This is a genomic window from Microbacterium testaceum StLB037 (assembly GCF_000202635.1).
GTDB lineage: Bacteria > Actinomycetota > Actinomycetes > Actinomycetales > Microbacteriaceae > Microbacterium > Microbacterium testaceum_F.
Window position 1 is genome coordinate 1,923,619 of the sequence record NC_015125.1, and the last position, 16,727, is coordinate 1,940,345.

14 protein-coding genes are annotated in these 16,727 nt (G+C 70.3%); 8 read left to right on the top strand and 6 right to left on the bottom strand.

The window, feature by feature from the left end:
• Window positions 1–21: 21 nt before the first annotated feature.
• Entirely contained in the window at window positions 22–2,505 is a 2,484-nt protein-coding gene (locus MTES_RS08805) for an HAD-IC family P-type ATPase (RefSeq protein WP_013584896.1), read from the top strand.
• Here MTES_RS08805 and MTES_RS08810 read toward each other — a convergent pair.
• From MTES_RS08810 to MTES_RS08820, 3 genes are all read right to left on the bottom strand, one after another.
• Window positions 2,457–2,885 carry a hypothetical protein gene (locus tag MTES_RS08810; RefSeq protein WP_013584897.1) on the bottom strand — a complete coding sequence of 143 codons (429 nt, stop codon included), beginning with the start codon at window positions 2,883–2,885 and terminating at the stop codon, window positions 2,457–2,459. The two genes, MTES_RS08805 and MTES_RS08810, sit on opposite strands and share 49 nt — an antisense overlap.
• Window positions 2,886–3,064: 179 nt before the next feature.
• Window positions 3,065–3,700 (bottom strand): metal-dependent transcriptional regulator, encoded by a 636-nt coding sequence (locus tag MTES_RS08815; RefSeq protein WP_013584898.1) that lies wholly within the window; start codon window positions 3,698–3,700, stop codon window positions 3,065–3,067.
• Between the two features lie 10 nt (window positions 3,701–3,710).
• A complete protein-coding gene (locus MTES_RS08820; RefSeq protein ID WP_013584899.1) occupies window positions 3,711–4,988 on the bottom strand; it encodes an Nramp family divalent metal transporter in 1,278 nt (425 codons plus the stop codon).
• Window positions 4,989–5,145: 157 nt separating this feature from the next.
• Here MTES_RS08820 and MTES_RS08825 point away from each other — a divergent pair, with 157 nt between their 5' ends.
• Both MTES_RS08825 and MTES_RS08830 read left to right on the top strand, forming a co-directional pair.
• A complete protein-coding gene (locus MTES_RS08825) occupies window positions 5,146–5,829 on the top strand; it encodes a TrmH family RNA methyltransferase (RefSeq protein ID WP_013584900.1) in 684 nt (227 codons plus the stop codon).
• Window positions 5,830–5,927: 98 nt separating this feature from the next.
• Window positions 5,928–6,983, top strand: coding sequence for a hypothetical protein (locus MTES_RS08830; RefSeq protein ID WP_013584901.1), 1,056 nt, complete (start codon window positions 5,928–5,930; stop codon window positions 6,981–6,983).
• Window positions 6,984–7,019: 36 nt separating this feature from the next.
• Here MTES_RS08830 and MTES_RS08835 read toward each other — a convergent pair whose 3' ends face one another.
• Window positions 7,020–8,348 (bottom strand): MATE family efflux transporter, encoded by a 1,329-nt coding sequence (locus MTES_RS08835; protein WP_013584902.1) that lies wholly within the window; start codon window positions 8,346–8,348, stop codon window positions 7,020–7,022.
• Between the two features lie 210 nt (window positions 8,349–8,558).
• Between MTES_RS08835 and MTES_RS08840 the strand changes: the two genes are divergently transcribed.
• The gene (locus MTES_RS08840; RefSeq protein WP_013584903.1) at window positions 8,559–10,535 is read left to right on the top strand and encodes a M13 family metallopeptidase; all 1,977 of its coding nucleotides are present in this window, start codon (window positions 8,559–8,561) and stop codon (window positions 10,533–10,535) included.
• 48 nt (window positions 10,536–10,583) lie between these two features.
• Window positions 10,584–11,546, top strand: coding sequence for a serine hydrolase (locus MTES_RS08845; RefSeq protein ID WP_043362500.1), 963 nt, complete (start codon window positions 10,584–10,586; stop codon window positions 11,544–11,546).
• Between the two features lie 3 nt (window positions 11,547–11,549).
• On the opposite strand, the gene MTES_RS08850 is transcribed toward MTES_RS08845, so the two are convergent.
• Together MTES_RS08850 and MTES_RS08855 are read right to left on the bottom strand one after the other, a co-directional pair.
• Window positions 11,550–12,758, bottom strand: coding sequence for an MFS transporter (locus MTES_RS08850; RefSeq protein ID WP_013584905.1), 1,209 nt, complete (start codon window positions 12,756–12,758; stop codon window positions 11,550–11,552).
• Window positions 12,755–13,288, bottom strand: coding sequence for an ArsR/SmtB family transcription factor (locus tag MTES_RS08855; RefSeq protein ID WP_043361251.1), 534 nt, complete (start codon window positions 13,286–13,288; stop codon window positions 12,755–12,757). The genes MTES_RS08850 and MTES_RS08855 overlap by 4 nt, the downstream gene beginning before the upstream one ends.
• 212 nt (window positions 13,289–13,500) lie before the next feature.
• Between MTES_RS08855 and MTES_RS08860 the strand changes: the two genes are divergently transcribed.
• The 3 genes from MTES_RS08860 to MTES_RS08870 all read left to right on the top strand — a co-directional run bounded on the left by MTES_RS08860 (window position 13,501) and on the right by MTES_RS08870 (window position 16,718).
• Entirely contained in the window at window positions 13,501–14,874 is a 1,374-nt protein-coding gene (locus tag MTES_RS08860; RefSeq protein WP_013584907.1) for an ABC transporter substrate-binding protein, read from the top strand.
• Window positions 14,875–14,950: 76 nt separating this feature from the next.
• A complete protein-coding gene (locus tag MTES_RS08865; protein WP_013584908.1) occupies window positions 14,951–15,826 on the top strand; it encodes a carbohydrate ABC transporter permease in 876 nt (291 codons plus the stop codon).
• Window positions 15,813–16,718, top strand: coding sequence for a carbohydrate ABC transporter permease (locus tag MTES_RS08870; RefSeq protein ID WP_013584909.1), 906 nt, complete (start codon window positions 15,813–15,815; stop codon window positions 16,716–16,718). The genes MTES_RS08865 and MTES_RS08870 overlap by 14 nt, the downstream gene beginning before the upstream one ends.
• Window positions 16,719–16,727 lie beyond the last annotated feature (9 nt).

A 16,727-nucleotide genomic window follows, 5' to 3' on the forward strand; every position in this document is an offset into this window, starting at 1 on the left:
GGCTACCCCTACAGTGATCGCATGGACCAGGCGATCGCCGACAGCACCGACGCCGACGACGCCCGCGGTCTGACCGCCGCCGCCGTCGCCGAGCGGGTCGCCTCGGGGCAGACCAACTCGTACGCCGCCGACACGAGCCGCAGCGCGTGGAACATCGTGCGCGCGAACGTCTTCACGCTCTTCAACGGCATCGTGGCGGCGTGCTTCCTGGTGCTCCTGCTCCTCGGCCGCTGGCAGGACGCGCTGTTCGGCATCGCGGCGCTGTCGAACGCGGTGATCGGCTGCGTGCAAGAGTTCCGGGCCAAGGCGGCTCTCGACCGCCTCGCCCTCCTCAACGCCCCGCGCGCCCGCGTGCGGCGCGACGGCGTCGACGCCGAGATCGCGCCGGGAGAGGTCGTGCGCGACGATCTGCTCGTGCTCCGCGCGGGCGATCAGGTGCCCGCCGACGCCACGGTGGTCGAGTCGCGCGGCCTGCAGATCGACGAGTCCATGCTGACCGGCGAATCGGATGCCGTCGACAAGCGCCCCGGTGACGAGGCGCTTTCCGGGTCCATCGTCGTCGGCGGTGAGGGCACCGCGCGCGCCACGCGCGTCGGAGCGGAGTCGTACGCCAACACGTTCGCGAGCGAGGCGAAGAAGTTCCAGCTGGTCTCGAGTGAGCTGCGCACCTCGATCGACCGCGTCTTGACCTGGGTCGGGTGGGGGATCGGCCCCGTCGGTCTGCTCGTGCTGAACGCGCAGATGATGGTCGCCGGCGGGTGGGCCGAGGCCTTCCAGCAGGGCACCTGGTCGCAGGCCGTGGTCAACACGATCGCCTCGCTCACCGCGATGATCCCCCTCGGGCTCGTGCTCATGACCTCGATCGCCTTCGCGGTCGGCGCGGCGCGGCTCGCGGGCAAGAAGGTTCTCGTGAACGAGCTGCCCGCCGTCGAGGGACTCGCTCGCGTCGACGTGATCTGCCTCGACAAGACGGGGACGCTGACCGCGGGCGAGATCCGCTTCGACGACGCCCTCGCCCTCACCGACCGCCCCGGCTGGCGCGAGACGCTGGGGTGGTACGGCGCAGCCGACGACGCGAACGCCACCGCGCGCTGCCTGCGCGATCCGTTCCCCGTCGACGCCCCGCTCGTCCCGGTCCAGCGCATCCCGTTCTCGTCGGCGCGCAAGTGGAGCGCGGTGTCGTTCGCGGAACGCGCCGAGGGGACCTGGATCCTGGGCGCCCCCGAGATGGTCTTCGGCGACCAGGCCGCCGACCCCGCCACGGCGCTCGGTGCCGCCGTCACGCGCCTCGCGTCGTCGGGCCGCCGAACGCTCGTTCTCGCGCACACGGCCACGGCGCTCGATGACGACGATGTCGCGGCCGAGCGATTCCGCGACGACCCCGTCCCGGTCGCGGTCCTCACCTTTATCGAGGCGGTCCGACCGGATGCCGCCGGCGCCCTGGCCTTCTTCCGCGAACAGGGCGTGGGGGTCCGGGTGATCTCGGGCGACAACCCGCGCACGGTCGCCGCGATCGCGCGCGAGGTCGGGCTCGAGGTCGAGGAGGGCTACGACGCGCGGCGGCTCCCCGAGGACGACGTCGAGCTCGGACGCATCATGGAGGAGCACACCGTCTTCGGTCGTGTGACCCCCGATCAGAAGAAGCGGATCGTCACGGCCCTCCAGGCGCGGGGGCACGTCGTGGCCATGACCGGCGACGGCGTCAACGACGCCCTCGCGATCAAGACCGCCGACATCGGCATCGCCATGAACTCGGGAGCCGCCGCGACCAAGGCGGTCGCCCGGCTCGTGCTGCTCGACGGGCGCTTCTCGCATCTTCCCTCGGTCGTCGCCGAGGGGCGTCAGGTGATCGCCAACATCGAGCGGGTCTCGATGCTCTTCCTCACCAAGACCGTCTACGCCACGGGGCTCGCGGTGCTCTTCGGTGTGCTCGTCATGGAGTTCCCCTTCCTTCCGCGTCAGCTGTCGATCACCGACGGCCTGACGATCGGCATCCCGGCGTTCTTCCTCGCGCTCCTACCCAACACGCAGCGGTACGTACCCGGGTTCTTGAAACGCTCGCTCAGCTTCGCCATCCCGGCGGGGGTCGTCATCGCGGTGTCGTTGACCGTGTACACGCGGCTCGCGATGGATCTCGGTCTGTCCGTCGAGCAGCTGCGCACGGGGGCGACGATCATCCTGGCGATCGTCGCGATCTGGGTGCTCACGGTGCTGTCGCGTCCCATCACCCGCGTGAAGGTCCTGGTGGTCGGGGCGATGTTCATCGCACTCACGGCGATCTTCACGATCCCGGTGCTGGGAGAGTTCTTCCAGCTGAAGGACCCGGGCGAAGACGGCGCGTGGTTGGTCACCGCGGTCGTCATCGTCGCTCTCGCGGCGATCGAGGCCGTGCGGTTCGCGCACCGCCGCTTCGTCCGGCGGCTTCTCGCGCAGAGGGCCGCGCGCGCCGAGACACCTCAGATGACGGGCGTGGCGGGTGCCTCGACGGGCGGGCGGGTGAAGTAGCGCCGCGCATTCCCCGGGATCCACAACGCCGCGATGACCGCGAGCGCGGCGACCAGGGCCGCGGCCAGGGTCGCGTCGAGTTCGGTGAGCGCCATGGCGGCGGCCTGCAGGACGACGAGGACCGACAGGTATGCCGTGAGGAGGATCCGCGCGAGGCGGCTGCCGCGAGAGAGGGCCGACCCTCCGGCGATGGTCAGGAGACCCAGGAGGATGGTCGCGGCGCCGACCAGGGAGACCGGGAGGACGAGGTCGGCGGACACCTCGTACCGGGAGAGCAGCACGAGCACCCCGAGCGCGGTGTTCAAGAGGCCGCCGATGTAGACCAGCATGATGGCCACCGTCACCGCGACGGGGCGGCGCACCTTCGCAGGAGTGGTCATGGAGCCTCGCGTTCGCCGGGCCGGCCGGGCGCCGGTGTGGTCAGCGTAGCGGGGACGGTGGAGGCTCCGCACCGGCCGCGAAACCACATTCGGTCATCGAGGCCGTATGCGATGGCACCCCGAAGTGTGCGGTCTCGGAAGGCGCGTGCGGTCTCGCGGAACAGGTGCCGCGCCCCGCGTCAGCGCGTCAGCCAGACCGACCCGGCCGCACCGGCGGGCAGCTCGACCTCGACGCCGTCCGCCCGCACGGTGGCCGCGGACACCACCTCGACCTCGTGTCCGACGTCGATTCCGCGCTCGACGAGCGCGCGCAGCAGCTCCGGGTCGCGGTCGCTCACCCGCAGCACGCGCCCCGCGTGCCCGGGGGCCGCCGCCGAGAGCAGCACGAACGGTTCGCGGTGGACGGCACCCGTGGCATCCGGAATCGCATCTCCGTGCGGGTCGAAGCGTGGGCGTCCGAGGCGGACGTCGATGCCCTCCAGCAGGCGGTCGCTGAGGGCGTGCTCGAGCACCTCGGCCTCGTCGTGGACCTCGTCCCAGGCGTAGCCGAACTCGCGGACGAGCCACGACTCGATGAGGCGATGGCGGCGGATCACGCCCGCGGCCCGGCGGTGCCCCGCCGGGGTCAGCGACACCGGGCCGTAGGGGCGATGCGTGACGAGGCCCTGGGCGGCGAGCTTCTTCACCATCTCGGTCACGCTCGAGGGAGCGAGCCCGAGCACGGCGGCGAGCTGCGAGGGGGTGATGGGATCGTTCTGCCACTCGGTGTGGTGATAGATCGCCTTGAGATAGTCGTCGGCTACGGGCGATTCCACGCGGGTCAGCCTATCCGCCGGTGAACACCAGCCACAGGAGGACGGCGTTCAGGGCGATGAGGAAGACCGCCGCGGCGATCCCCGCGGCGGTCGTGAGCACGCGGTTTCGATGAACGCCCAAGACCTCCCGCCGGGCTGTCAGCGCGACGAGCGGGACGAGGGCGAACGGGATGCCGAACGACAGCACCACCTGGCTCAGCACGAGCGCGAGGGTCGAGTCGACCCCCACCGCGAGGATCACCAGGGCCGGAATCAGCGTCACGAGACGGCGCGCGAGCAAGGGGACGCGCACGCGCAGGAGGCCGTGCATGATCTCCGCCCCGGCGTAGGCACCCACCGAGGTCGAGGCCAGGCCGCTGGCGAGCAGCCCCACCGCGAACATCGTCGCGACGAGCGGACCGAGTCCGTCGCGCAGCGCCGCATACGCGCCTTCGAGGCTGTCGGTGCCGTTGACGCCCGCGAGGTTGGCCGCGGCGAGCAGGAGGATCGCGAGGTTGACGGTGCCGGCGACGGCGAGGGCGATCGTCACGTCCCACCGCGTCGCGCGCAGCAGGCGCGGGGTCGAGATCCCGCGCGCGTGCTCGAGGCCCGAAGCCGCGGTGGGTGCGGCCGGCGCGAAACGATCGCGGCTGAGCGCGGAGTGCGCGTAGATGGCGTGCGGCATGATCGTCGCGCCGAGGATCGAGGCGGCGAGTAGGACCGAGTTCGTCCCCTCGAAGCGCGGCACGAGTCCCCCGACCACACCGCCCGCGTCGGGGGGTGCGAAGAACAGGCCGAACGTGAAGCCCACGGCGATGACCAGGAGCAGGCCGATCAGCACCGTCTCGAACGCCCGAGCGCCGCGGCGCGATTGCACGACGAGCAGGAGCATCGACACGATGCCCGTGATCGCTCCGCCCCAGACGAGCGGGATGCCGAACAGCAGGTTCAGGGCGACGGCCCCGCCGATGACCTCGGCGATGTCGGTTGCCATCGCGACCAGTTCGGCCTGGAGCCAGTAGGCGCGGCGCGCCCATCGACGATGCAGGCGTCGGCCCAGGATCTGCGGGAGGCTCTCGCCCGTCACGATCCCGAGCTTCGCCGAGAGGTACTGGATGAGCCAGGCCATGACGTTCCCCAGCACGACGACCCACACGAGCAGGTAGCCGAAGCTCGCCCCCGCGGTCATGTTGCTCGCGACGTTGCCGGGGTCGAGGTAGGCGACACCGGCGACCATCGCGGGACCCAGGAGCCAGGCGGCCCGGCCCGGAGCGTGTCGGCGGCCGACGGCATCCAGAGTTTTCGGCATGCCGAAACCTTAGCTATTTTTCGGCGGGCCGAAAACCCGTCATCGGGCGAGAGTGCACGTTCGGGTCGAGAGAGCAGGGTGCGCACGTTGCACAGCGTGCGACCTCGCGCGGAACGGGTGCTCTCGAGACGACCGGGCGCGCGGGTAGCCTGAGGCGGTGACGGATGCCGACGAGCCCACGCCGGCGCCGGAGAGCGCGGTCGAGACCGACCCGACGGATGCCACGCGCTCCGCGCCCGCGCCCGCCCCCACGCACGGGGTCGGTCCCTGGCCGGGGGAGTGGCCCGACGACCCGCGCTACGACCCGGAACTCCTGGCCGAGGGGGATCGCCGCAACGTCGTCGACGACTACCGGTACTGGACGATGGAGGCGATCGTCGCGGACCTCGACGCGAAGCGGCATCCGTTCCACGTCGCGATCGAGAACTGGCAGCACGACCTCAACATCGGCTCGATCGTCCGCAGCGCGAACGCCTTCCTCGCGGCCGAGGTCCACATCATCGGCAAACGCCGCTGGAACCGCCGCGGCGCGATGGTGACCGACCGCTACCAGCACGTCCGGCACCACGAAGACGTCGAGACGTTCACCGCGTGGGCGCGGGGGTCCGGGCTCCCGGTCATCGCGATCGACAACGTCGAGGGCTCGGTGCCGGTGAACCGTGCCGAGCTCCCCGAGGCCTGCGTGCTGCTCTTCGGGCAGGAGGGGCCGGGGCTCTCGCCCGAGGCGCTCGCCGCGGCATCCGCTGTCGTCGAGATCACGCAGTACGGATCCACGCGCTCGATCAACGCGGCCTCGGCTGCCGCGGTCGTCATGTACGAGTGGTGTCGCCGCTGGGCGTGAGAGTTTTCTCACCGTCAAGTCCTTGAGAACCCCGCCGCGGTGCGGATAAATCGACGGGTACGCCGTTTTCCTCGCCCCCCGAACGGATAGGACCTCCCGTGATCTCCTCGTCGCCCGCTTCTTCCGGATTCGATCGCCGCTCGTTCTTGAAAGTGGGGGCGTGGGCGGTGCCCGCGATGGCCGCGGCGACCGCGATGACCGCGACCCCGGCGTGGGCGGCGACGCCCAAGACCGTGAACCTCGCCCTGCAGGGGCCGCAGTTCGGGAGCAGCATCCCCCTCTTCACGCCCGCGCTGACGCAGCGTTTCGACGCCTCCGAGCCGGCCGGCACCGTGATCGCCAACACCGGGACGACGGCGTATAAGGGGACCATCGTCCTGACGCTCGAGGTCGACAGTCGCCTGTGGAAGGTGACCGGTTTCACCTACGACACCCGCACCTCGGCCGGATCCGCAGCCGCGAAGTTCAGCGGACCCACCATGTCGGGCAACCGTGCGACTTACACGGCGACCTTCACGGCGACGATCGCGCCGAAAACAGATCCGTTCACCGGCGTCCTCGTGCGGCCGAAGGCCACGTTCCTGGGGGACTACCCCAACGACACCTTCGCGCCGGCGGACACCGCGTACACCTGGCGGTTGAAGACTCCGAACGACGACGCCGACACCTCCGACAACGTGTGGAAGATCACGGCCGGCAAGCCCGTGAGCGCCAAGCCCTTCGGCGGGGCGTTGAAGGTGAAGTGGGCCAAGATCACGTCGGGGAATGGGTCGGCGTACCGGCCGTCGTCCGCGACGCTCACCTCGATCGGTCCGAATCCCATCAAGGCAGGGGACGGGATCCGCGTCTCCTTCGACGCCGCGATCGGCGGCGGCGTCACGCCGAAGAGCGTCACGGTCAACGGGAAAGCGGTGTCGAAGCTGCTGACGGTGGCCGAGAACACCGTTTCCGGGGGACGGCGGTCGGTGTTGTTGAAGCTGTCGTCCGCGCTCGCCGCGAAGGACGTCCTCTCGTTCACCCTCTCCTACTCGGCCGGAACCAAGGGCAACCCGACGACGGGCGTCACCTCGCAGATCGGGTACTCGCCCGCGTCCGCCAACTCGGCCGATCAGCGGGGCGTGAACGTGTCGTACGCCAACCAGCCCGGGAGCTGACCGCGGGCTCCCGCCCTCGGACGGCGCGGTGCGGATTCAACCGCCCGCGGTCGTCCACGCCTGGCCGCGGACGCGGAGCCCGAGGGTGACGGCCCGGGCGAGCAGGTAGACGCCGAAGAACGCGGCCGAAAGCCACGCCAACCCGCCCGCACCGCCGCCCGCCCACACGGCGACCGCGACGAGGGCGGGCACGTACGGCACGAGGTTGAGCACGCCCGCGAGCGCGAGATAGCGCGCGTCTCCGGCGCCGATGAGCACGCCGTCGAGCACGAACACGACCGCGGCGAGCGGCTGCGCGACGGCGAGCACCAGGAGTGCGGGCTGGATCAGGGCCGCGACCGCGGGGTCGCCCGTGAAGATCAGCCCGACCACCCCCGAGGCTGCCGCGATGACGGCCCCCACGGCGACGCCGAACCAGAGTCCCCAGGCGACCGTGCGCTGCAGGACGCGGCGGACGGTCGCGAGATCGCCCGCGCCGAGACCGGCACCGATCAGGGCCTGAGCCGCGATGGCCAGGGCGTCGAGCGCGAACGCGGCCGTCGAGAAGATCGTGAAGGCGATCTGCCACCCCGCGAGTTCGGCCGAGCCGAGCTGGGTGGCGACGGCGACCGTGGCGAGGAACGCCACCCGAAGGCTCAGGGTGCGCAGGAACAGCCATCCGCCCGATCGGGCGGTCCCCCCGAGCCCCGCGCGTTCGGGACGAAGGGATGCCGTGTGCCGACGCGCGAGCCGCCCCACCACGACCACGTACGCACCGACCATCGCCCACTGCGCCACGACCGTGCCCGCCGCGGAGCCCGCGATCCCCCACCCGAACCCGTAGATGAAGACGGCGTTGAGGGCCGCGTTGGCTGCGAACCCGACGCCCGCGATCCACAGCGGGGTCACGGTGTTCTGGAGGCCGCGGAGGAGGCCCGTCGCCGCGAAGACGATGAGCATGGCCGGCAGGCCCCACATCGAGATCGACAGGTAGACGCGGGCGTTCTCGGCGACGTCGGGTGCGGCGCCGAACGCGTCGACCACGGCCGGCGTCGCCCACACCCCGGCGACGGCGAGGACGGCTCCCAGCGTGAGGGCGAGCCACATGCCGTCGATGCCGACGGAGACGGCGCGCCCCATCTCTCCCGCCCCGAAACGGCGCGCCACCACGGGAGTGGTGGAGTAGGCGAGGAAGACCATGAGCCCGACGACGGTGTGCAGGACCGCGCCCGCGATACCGAGACCGGCGAGCGGGGCGACGCCCAGGTGCCCGACCATGGCGCCGTCGACGATGAGGAACAGCGGCTCGGCGATCAGCGCACCGAGCGCGGGGACGGCCAGCCGGAGGATCGACCGATTGAGCGTCTCGGGCGGTCGGGTGCTCACGCGTCGAGCCTAAGACGACCCGCCGACATCGCCGGGGAGGCGTCGCGGTTCACGCGGCGCGGCTCGCGCGGTGCGCGGCGCGCCCCACGCAACGCGTCCCGCGCCACCCCACCCCGCGCCGCCCCACCCGCCGCGCCCCCACGCAACGCCGCCCCACGCAATCTCGGCATCCCCAGCCCGCACCGAACATGGGGCATTTATCCTGGCTGAATGACCGAGACCCCCCGTTCCGGTCTCGCGCTCGAAGAGCTGAGCGACGAGATCCGCCCGCAGGACGATCTGTTCCGACACGTGAACGGCCGTTGGCTCGAGCGCACCGAGATCCCCGAGGACAAGGCGCGCTGGGGCGCGTTCCACCTGATCGCCGAGCAGGCCGAGAAGGACGTCCGCACGATCGTCGAGGAGTCGCAGCAGGCCGAGCCGGGCACCGAAGCCCGCAAGATCGGCGACCTGTTCGCGAGCTTCATGGACACCGCCCGCATCGACGAGCTCGGCCGCACGCCGATCGAAGACCAGCTGCGGCGCGTCGACGACGTCCACGAGGTCGCGGACCTCCTCCGCCTCACGGGCGAGCTGGAGCGCGAGGGCATGAGCGGCCTGATCGCCCTCTTCGTCGAGCCCGACCCGGGCGATCCGACGCGCTACGTCCCCGTGCTGTACCAGGGCGGCATCTCGATGCCGGACGAGAGCTACTACCGTCTCGACAACTTCGCCGAGACACGCGACGCCTACCGCGCGCACATCGAGCGCATCCTCGACCTGGCGGGCGTTCCCGACGCGGCGGATGCCGCTGCCCGGGTGTTCGCCCTCGAGACCGAGATCGCGGCGCACCACTGGTCGCGCGAAGACAGCCGTGACGCGGTCAAGACCTACAACCTGAAGTCGTGGGACGACACGGTCGCCCTCGCCGGCGTCGACCTGGAGCCGTGGCGCGCCGGTGTCGCGCCCGGGCACGAGGCCGCCCTCGCCGAGGTCGTGGTCTACCAGCCCAGCTTCGTGGAGGCGCTCGGCTCCCTGCTGACGCCGGAGCGTCTCGACGACTGGAAGGCCTGGCTGCGCTTCAAGATCGTGCACGCCTCCGCCGCGTTCCTCCCCGACGCGTTCGTCGCCGAGAACTTCTCGTTCTACGGCACGCAGCTCACCGGGGTACCGGTGAACCGCGAGCGGTGGAAGCGGGGGGTGAGCCTCACCGAGGCCGCCCTGGGCGAGGCGATCGGCAAGGTGTACGTCGAGCGGCACTTCCCGCCGGCGGCGAAGGACGCGATGGACGGACTCGTCGCCCACCTCATCGAGGCCTACCGGCGCTCGATCGCGGCGCTCGAGTGGATGACCGCCGAAACGCGCGAGCGCGCTCTGGCCAAGCTCGAAGCCTTCACGCCCAAGATCGGCTACCCCGTCCGCTGGAAGGACTACGGCGACCTCGAGATCCTCGCCGACGACCTGATCGGCAACGTCCGTCGGGCCAACATCTGGGAGCACGACCGTCAGCTCGCCAAGGTCGGTCAGCCGATCGACCGCGACGAGTGGCACATGACGCCGCAGACGGTGAACGCGTACTACAACCCGCTCATGAACGAGATCGTCTTCCCCGCGGCGATCCTGCAGTACCCGTTCTTCGACGCCGACCGCGACGCCGCCGCCAACTTCGGCGGGATCGGCGCCGTGATCGGGCACGAGATCGGGCACGGCTTCGACGACCAGGGCAGCCGTTTCGACGGCGACGGGTCGCTGCGCGACTGGTGGACGGATGCCGATCGCGCGGCGTTCGAGGAGCGGACGAAGGCCCTCATCGCGCAGTACGACGCGCTCGTCCCCGAGGGGCTGTCCGAGGAGCACCACGTCAACGGCGCGCTGACGATCGGCGAGAACATCGGCGACCTCGGGGGACTCGGCATCGCCATCTCGGCGTACCGCCTCTCGCTCGAGGCCGAGGGTCTCGACCCCGAAGGTCCGGTCGTCGACGGGCTCACCGGCATCCAGCGTCTCCTGTTGAGCTGGGCGCAGGTGTGGCAGCAGAAGGGCCGGGATGCCGAGACCATCCGCCTTCTCACCATCGATCCGCACTCTCCCAACGAGTTCCGTTGCAACCAGATCGTGCGTAACATCGATGCGTTCTACGAGGCGTTCGAGGTCACCGAGAGCGACGCTCTCTGGCTGGACGCCGACCAGCGCGTCACCATTTGGTGAGGCGGAGTTTGTTGCTCTTCTGACCCGGAAGGAGCCACGCTCGTGGGCATGCCCCCGGTTCCCGAGCCCGCCGCCCCCGAGCCCCTCGGCGGGGCCGTCGAGTCGTCACGACGCGATGCGCCCGCGCTCCGGGGGGCCGGGCGGAAAGGTCCGAAGCGCCTCCCGCGGCGCGCGGCAGCCGGGCGGCGCTCGTTCACCGCGACGCTGCGAGCGCTCGACGAGCTCGCGGCGTCGGGGGCGCGTGTCTCCGTGCGCATCGACGAGCTCGACGGCGGGTCGCAGGTGCTCGTCGGCGACGACTTCCTGACGCTGCCCGTCGGCGGCCTCGGGGTCGTTCCGCTCCTCGTCGAGGTGGCGGCATCCATCGAGGCGGGCACGATCGACGCGCTCGAGATCATCGATCGCTCGACGGTGCACGGCGCGGCGGTCGGCGGTATGTGGCAGCACCTGAAGGCACCGGCGCTGCCGATCGCGGACGTCGCCGTGCTCGCCGCCTCGGCGGGCGATGCTCTGGCCGCGAATGCTCTTCTGCAGCGCGTCGGTCTCCAGGCGGTGCGGGCGCGATCGGAGCAGCTGGGGCTGCGGCGAACGGCTCTGCTCGACCGGTTCCGCGACGACCGCGGCCCCGACGACGCCCCGCACGTGGCCCTGTCGACCGCCCGCGAGATGGCGCAGTTGTTCGCGGGGCTCGTGAACTCGACGGTGGTGTCACCGGGCGTCAGCGCCCAGGTGGCGGAGTGGTTGAGTCTGAACCACGACCTCGCGCTCGTGGCATCCGCCACCGGCCTCGATCCGTTCGCGCACGAGAACGACCAGCACGGCCTGCTGTTCATCAACAAGACGGGCCGCGCCCCGGGCGTGCGGGCCGAGGCGGGGGTGCTCGGGGGACCGCGTGCGGGCGTGGCGTACGCGCTCATCGTCAACTTTGACGATCTCTCCATCTCGCACCGTCTGCGGGCGCACGACGCGTTCCGGGTGCTCGGCGTCGAACTGATGGAGTACGTGTACTGACCCTCAGGCGCGGATGCTCCAGACGCTCCGCGAGCTCGCGGCGACCGCCGTCGCGACGACGATGATCGCCGCGCACCCGAGGAGCACCGGGACCGTCCCCGCGGCGTGCGCGAGGGGACCGACGACGATCTCGCCCAGGGGGACGGCGACGAAGGACCCCACCATGTCGTACGAGTACACGCGCGACAGAGCGTCTCGGGGGACGTGTGCCTGGAGGGATTGATCCCAGGCGATCGCGAAGAGCTCGATCGCGAAGCCGCCGAGGGCGAAGGCCGCGACGAGCGCCGGGAGAGTCGGGGCGAGAGCGAGCGTCGCCACCGGAAGAGCCGCGGATGCCATGGCCGCGACGCCGATGCCCAGGGCGCGCCGCGGCCGCCACCGCAGGGCGAGGAGTGCTCCCAGGGCGAAGCCCGCCGTCTGCGCCGCGATCACGAGGCCCCAGCCCCCGCGTCCGAAGGTCTCGTCGGCGACGAGGGGCCCCAGGACCGTGGTGGCACCCGTGAACGCGGCGTTCAGCACGGCGAACTGGAGCACGACGATCCAGATCCACCGACGGCTCGAGAATTCCCGCCACCCGTGGCGCAGCTCGGCGAGGACCGAGGCGCCGGCCGCGGAGCGCGGGGGTGTGCGGGCGAGCCGGAGGCGCGAGAACAGCGCGGCCGCCCCGGCGAATGCGACGGCGTCGATGACGAGGCCCCAGCCCGGACCGATGAGGGCGATCACGGCCGCCCCCACCGACGCCCCGAGGATGCTCCCCGCGTTCAGCCCCAGCCGCAGCCAGGCGTTGGCCGGGCGGAGCAGCGCGTCGGGCACGGTGTCGGGGACGAGCGCGGCCGCCGCCGGCAGGCTCACGGCGGCGACCGCCCCGTTCACGACGCCGAGCAGGGCGAGCGACCAGACGGCGGCGGTGCCCGTGAGCACGAGGGCGGCGACGAGGCCCTGGCTGGCGGCCGCGGCGAGCGACGCGCCGACGAGGACGACGTTGCGCGGAAGGCGGTCGGCGATCACCCCGCCGAACAGCAGCATGCCGACGTTCGCGAGGGAGCGCGCGGCCACCACGACGCCGAGATCGGCCGCGGATCCGGTCAGATCGAGCACCGCGAAGGCGAGGGCGATCGGCGCGACGGCGTTGCCCACGATGGCGGTGGTACGTGCGGCGAGAAGCCATCGGAAGGGCGCGTGCGCCAGGGGGCCGGGTGCGGTGTCGTTCATCGGGTCCGCCGCAGCGGGAACAGGGCCGCCGTCATCGAGACGGGTCGAGTCCCCGGCGTGCGCGGCGGCTGCGCCGCGGCATGGAGCAGAGCGGATGCCTCGCCGACGTGCTGTACGACACGGCGCCAGACGGCGGGATCGAGCCACAGCTCCGCGTCGGTGCTGAGGGCCGGCCCGTCGACGCGGTGGCGCGCGCGCCGACGCAGTTCGTCGGAGAGCGCGTCGATGTACTCGGCCTCCGCCTCCGCGGAGCGCGTGACGCCCGGGGCGTCGACGTCGTAACGCCGCGACGACGCCTCGTGTCGATAGCGCTTGGCGTCGCCGCCGCGGACGCGCTCGACCTCCACCACGCGGATGAGCCCCGCCCGTTCGAGAACGCGGAGGTGATAGCTGGCCGAGGCCTGCGAGACCCCGAGCTCGCGACCCGCGTCCGCCGCGCTGAGAGCGGTCGCCGTGAGGAGCGACAGCAGTCTCAGGCGGAGCGGGTGCGCGAGGGCGCGCAGTTCGTCGAGCGAGGCCATACGTGCCATGGTGAACGGTCGGCGAGGAACCGTCAAATGCTTCTTTGGGGGTGGGCGAGCCGTGCCCTCGACGCGAGAACACCCGACGAATTCCGCGCGATCACGAGGGAATCGCGCGCTTTTGTCACGAAATCATCTCGACCCTTGTCTAAACATATGACGTATGGCCTATGCTGGCATCCGGTCACCCGACCTCGTCGAAGAAGACAGGAGCTTCCGCAATGACGCAGCATGTTTCTCGCGCTCATCGTCGCCTCGCCCTCGTGGGCGGAGTCGCCGTGGCGTCCGCCCTCGCCCTCACCGCGTGCAGCCCGAGCACCGGTACCGGCGGCAATGAGTCCGACAACCAGTACGGCTTCACCGCCGCGGAGCAGGACCCCTCCAGCGCCATCACCGTGTGGGTCGACTCGTCGCGCGAGCCTCTCGCGCAGGCGTTCGAGAAGGCCAACCCGGACGTGAAGATCAACATCGAGACCTACGACGGCGGCTCCGGCGGCTCGGGCTCGTTCCAGCAGAAGGTCGCGCTGTTCGACCAGTCCGGTGAGGGCTGGCCCGACGTCGTCTTCTCGACCCAGCAGAACGACACCTCGTGGGCCTCGAAGGAGAACAACGGACAGCAGGCGTTCGCCGCTCCGCTGAACAAGGGGTTCTTCGACCAGAGCTTCCTCGACGGCTTCACCAAGGGCGCGCTCGGCCCCATGACCGTCGACGACACGGTGTACGGCCTCCGCAACGACCTCGCTCCGGTGCTGTTCTGGTACAACAAGCCGCTGCTCGACCAGTTCGGCTACTCCGTCCCCACCACCTGGGAGGACTACGAGGCACTGAGCGACAAGATCGCCGCTGAGCACCCCGGCTACATCCTCGGCTCGGTCGGCGACTCGTTCCAGGCGCCGTACGTGTACTACTGGGGCGCCGAAGCCCCGATCTTCCAGGTCGACGGCAACACCTTCACCTCGAACTTCTCCGACCCCAACTCGAAGAAGGCCACCGACCTCATCGACCACATGCTCGCCAACGGCACGCTCGTGACCGACAGCGTGTTCGGCGCCGACTTCGTCTCCAAGTACAAGGACAAGCTCGTCGGCATCCCCGGCCCCGCCTGGTACGCCGGCGCGCTGTTCGACAACGAGAAGAGCCTGAACTACACCGCCGGCACCATCGGTGCGGGAGCCCCGCTCTCGTGGTCGGGTGGCGACAAGGTCACCGGCAACGTCGGTGGCGGTGTCTGGTACGCCTCGAGCCACTCGAAGAACCTCGAGGCCGTCAAGAAGTTCCTCACGTACGCCACCAGCTCGGACGACGCCGTCAAGCTCGCGTCCGGCCTGCCGGCCTACCAGTCCGCGGCCGACGCATGGCTGAAGGAGCAGGCGGCGCAGGGCTTCTTCACCGGCGACCTGCAGTCGAGCGTCTCGACGGCGGCCAGCTCGGTCTGGCAGGGCTGGGGCTACCCGAGCTTCAGCGTCGAGGCCGCGTTCTCGAAGGCCGCGCTCCCGGTCATCACCGCCGGTAAGCCCCTCTCGGATGCCACTCAGGCCTGGCAGACCGAGATGGACAACCAGGCGCAGGTCCAGGGCTACGACGTCAAGAAGTAACCCGCACCCCTTTCGGGCTGGCCGCATTCGCCCCGCGGATGCGGCCAGCCCCTTCCCCCCGAGAACGGACGTGAGCATGCTCTCTCTGCGTCGAGCCCAGTCGACGTTCGGCTACCTGATGGTCAGCGGATACGTCGTGCTGCTCCTGGCGTTCGGCATCCTGCCGACCCTCTACGCCGCGTACCTGGCGTTCACCAAGGACGGAGCCTTCGTCGGCTTCGACAACTTCCTCAAGACGGTGCAGGACTACCGGTTCCTCCCGGCCGTCGGTCACGTCGCGGCGTTCATCGCCATCTGGCTGACCAGCCTCGTCATCATCGTCGTGATCCTCGCGGTGATCGTGCACGCGATCCGTGTGCGGTGGCTGTCGTCCGCGTCGCGCTTCATCTTCTACATCCCGGGGGCGCTCGCCGGTGCGTCGAGCGTGCTGCTGTGGCTCTTCATGCTCGACCCGACCGTGAGTCCCGTGAGCGGACTGCTGCGGGCGCTCGGCTTCAACACGTTCGTCGACGTCGTCGGCAACGAGGGCAACCTCCCCGTCGTCTTCACCGTCATCGCCTTCTGGGCCGGAGCCGGCGGCTGGATCGTCATCATGTACGGCGCCCTGAACAACATCAACGTCGAGCTCATGGAGGCCGCCCGCATCGACGGCGCCGGCCCGATCGCCACCGCCTGGTACATCCAGATCCCGCTGCTGCGGAAGTGGATCTCGTACATGGCCGTGATGTCGTTGGCCGCCGGCACCCAGCTCTTCGTCGAGCCGCGCGTGCTCTCGCAGGCCAGCAAGGGCGTCGTCGGTCTCGACTACTCCCTGAACCAGGTCGCCTACCTCTACGCCTTCCGCCAGAACGACTTCAACGGCTCGGCGGCCATCTCGCTCATGCTGCTGGTCGTCGCCGCCGGTCTTGCGGCCTTCTTCGTCTTCCGAGGAGGACTCTTTGAACGCGACTAAGTCCCGCGCGACCGCGCGCACAGTGACCCCCGCGGCCTTCCTCGGGAAGGCTTTCGTCACCGTCGTCATCCTGTTCTTCGTCTTCGTCTTCGGGATGCCGATCGTCTGGCTCCTGCTGGCGCCGACGAAGTCATCCACCGAGCTGACCGGCCAGCCGCCGTTCTCCTTCGGCTCCTTCGCCACGATCGCCGACAACTGGGCGCGATTGAGCGAGTTCCAGAACGGCATCATCTGGCAGTGGACCGGCAACGCCGCGCTCTACACGGGAGTGGCGCTCGTCATCACCCTCATCGTGACGATCCCCGCGGGGTACGCGCTCGCGATGACCCGGTTCCGCTTCCGCGGGCTGCTGCTCATCCTGACGCTCGTGGTCATGCTCATCCCCAACACCGCCCTCGTGCTGCCGGTGTTCCTCGAGATGAGCGCGCTCAAGCTCGTCGGCACCCCGTGGGCCGTCATCCTGCCGTTCTCGTTCTTCCCGTTCGGGGTGTACCTCACGTACATCTACTTCACGACGAGCGTGTCGCAGGACCTCCTGAACGCCGCGCGAATCGACGGCGCGAGCGAGATGCGGGTCTTCCGGTCGGTGGCGCTGCCGCTCGCGACGCCCGTGATCGCGCTGGTCGGCTTCTTCAACCTCGTCGGCAACTGGAACAACTACTTCCTCCCCTTCGTGATGGAACCCGGCCGCAAGGCTCCCATCCAGGTGGGCCTCGCCGAGCTGCTGTCGAACGTGCCGTTGTTCAACCCCACCTCCTCGGCATCCGTCACTCTCGATCTCCCGGTGATGGCGCTCGCCACGATCGTGTCCATCGCGCCGATCCTCATCGTGTTCCTGTTCTCGCAGCGATTCCTCGTCGAAGGAATGACGGCGGGCGGGACGAAGGAATGACCCCGGTCA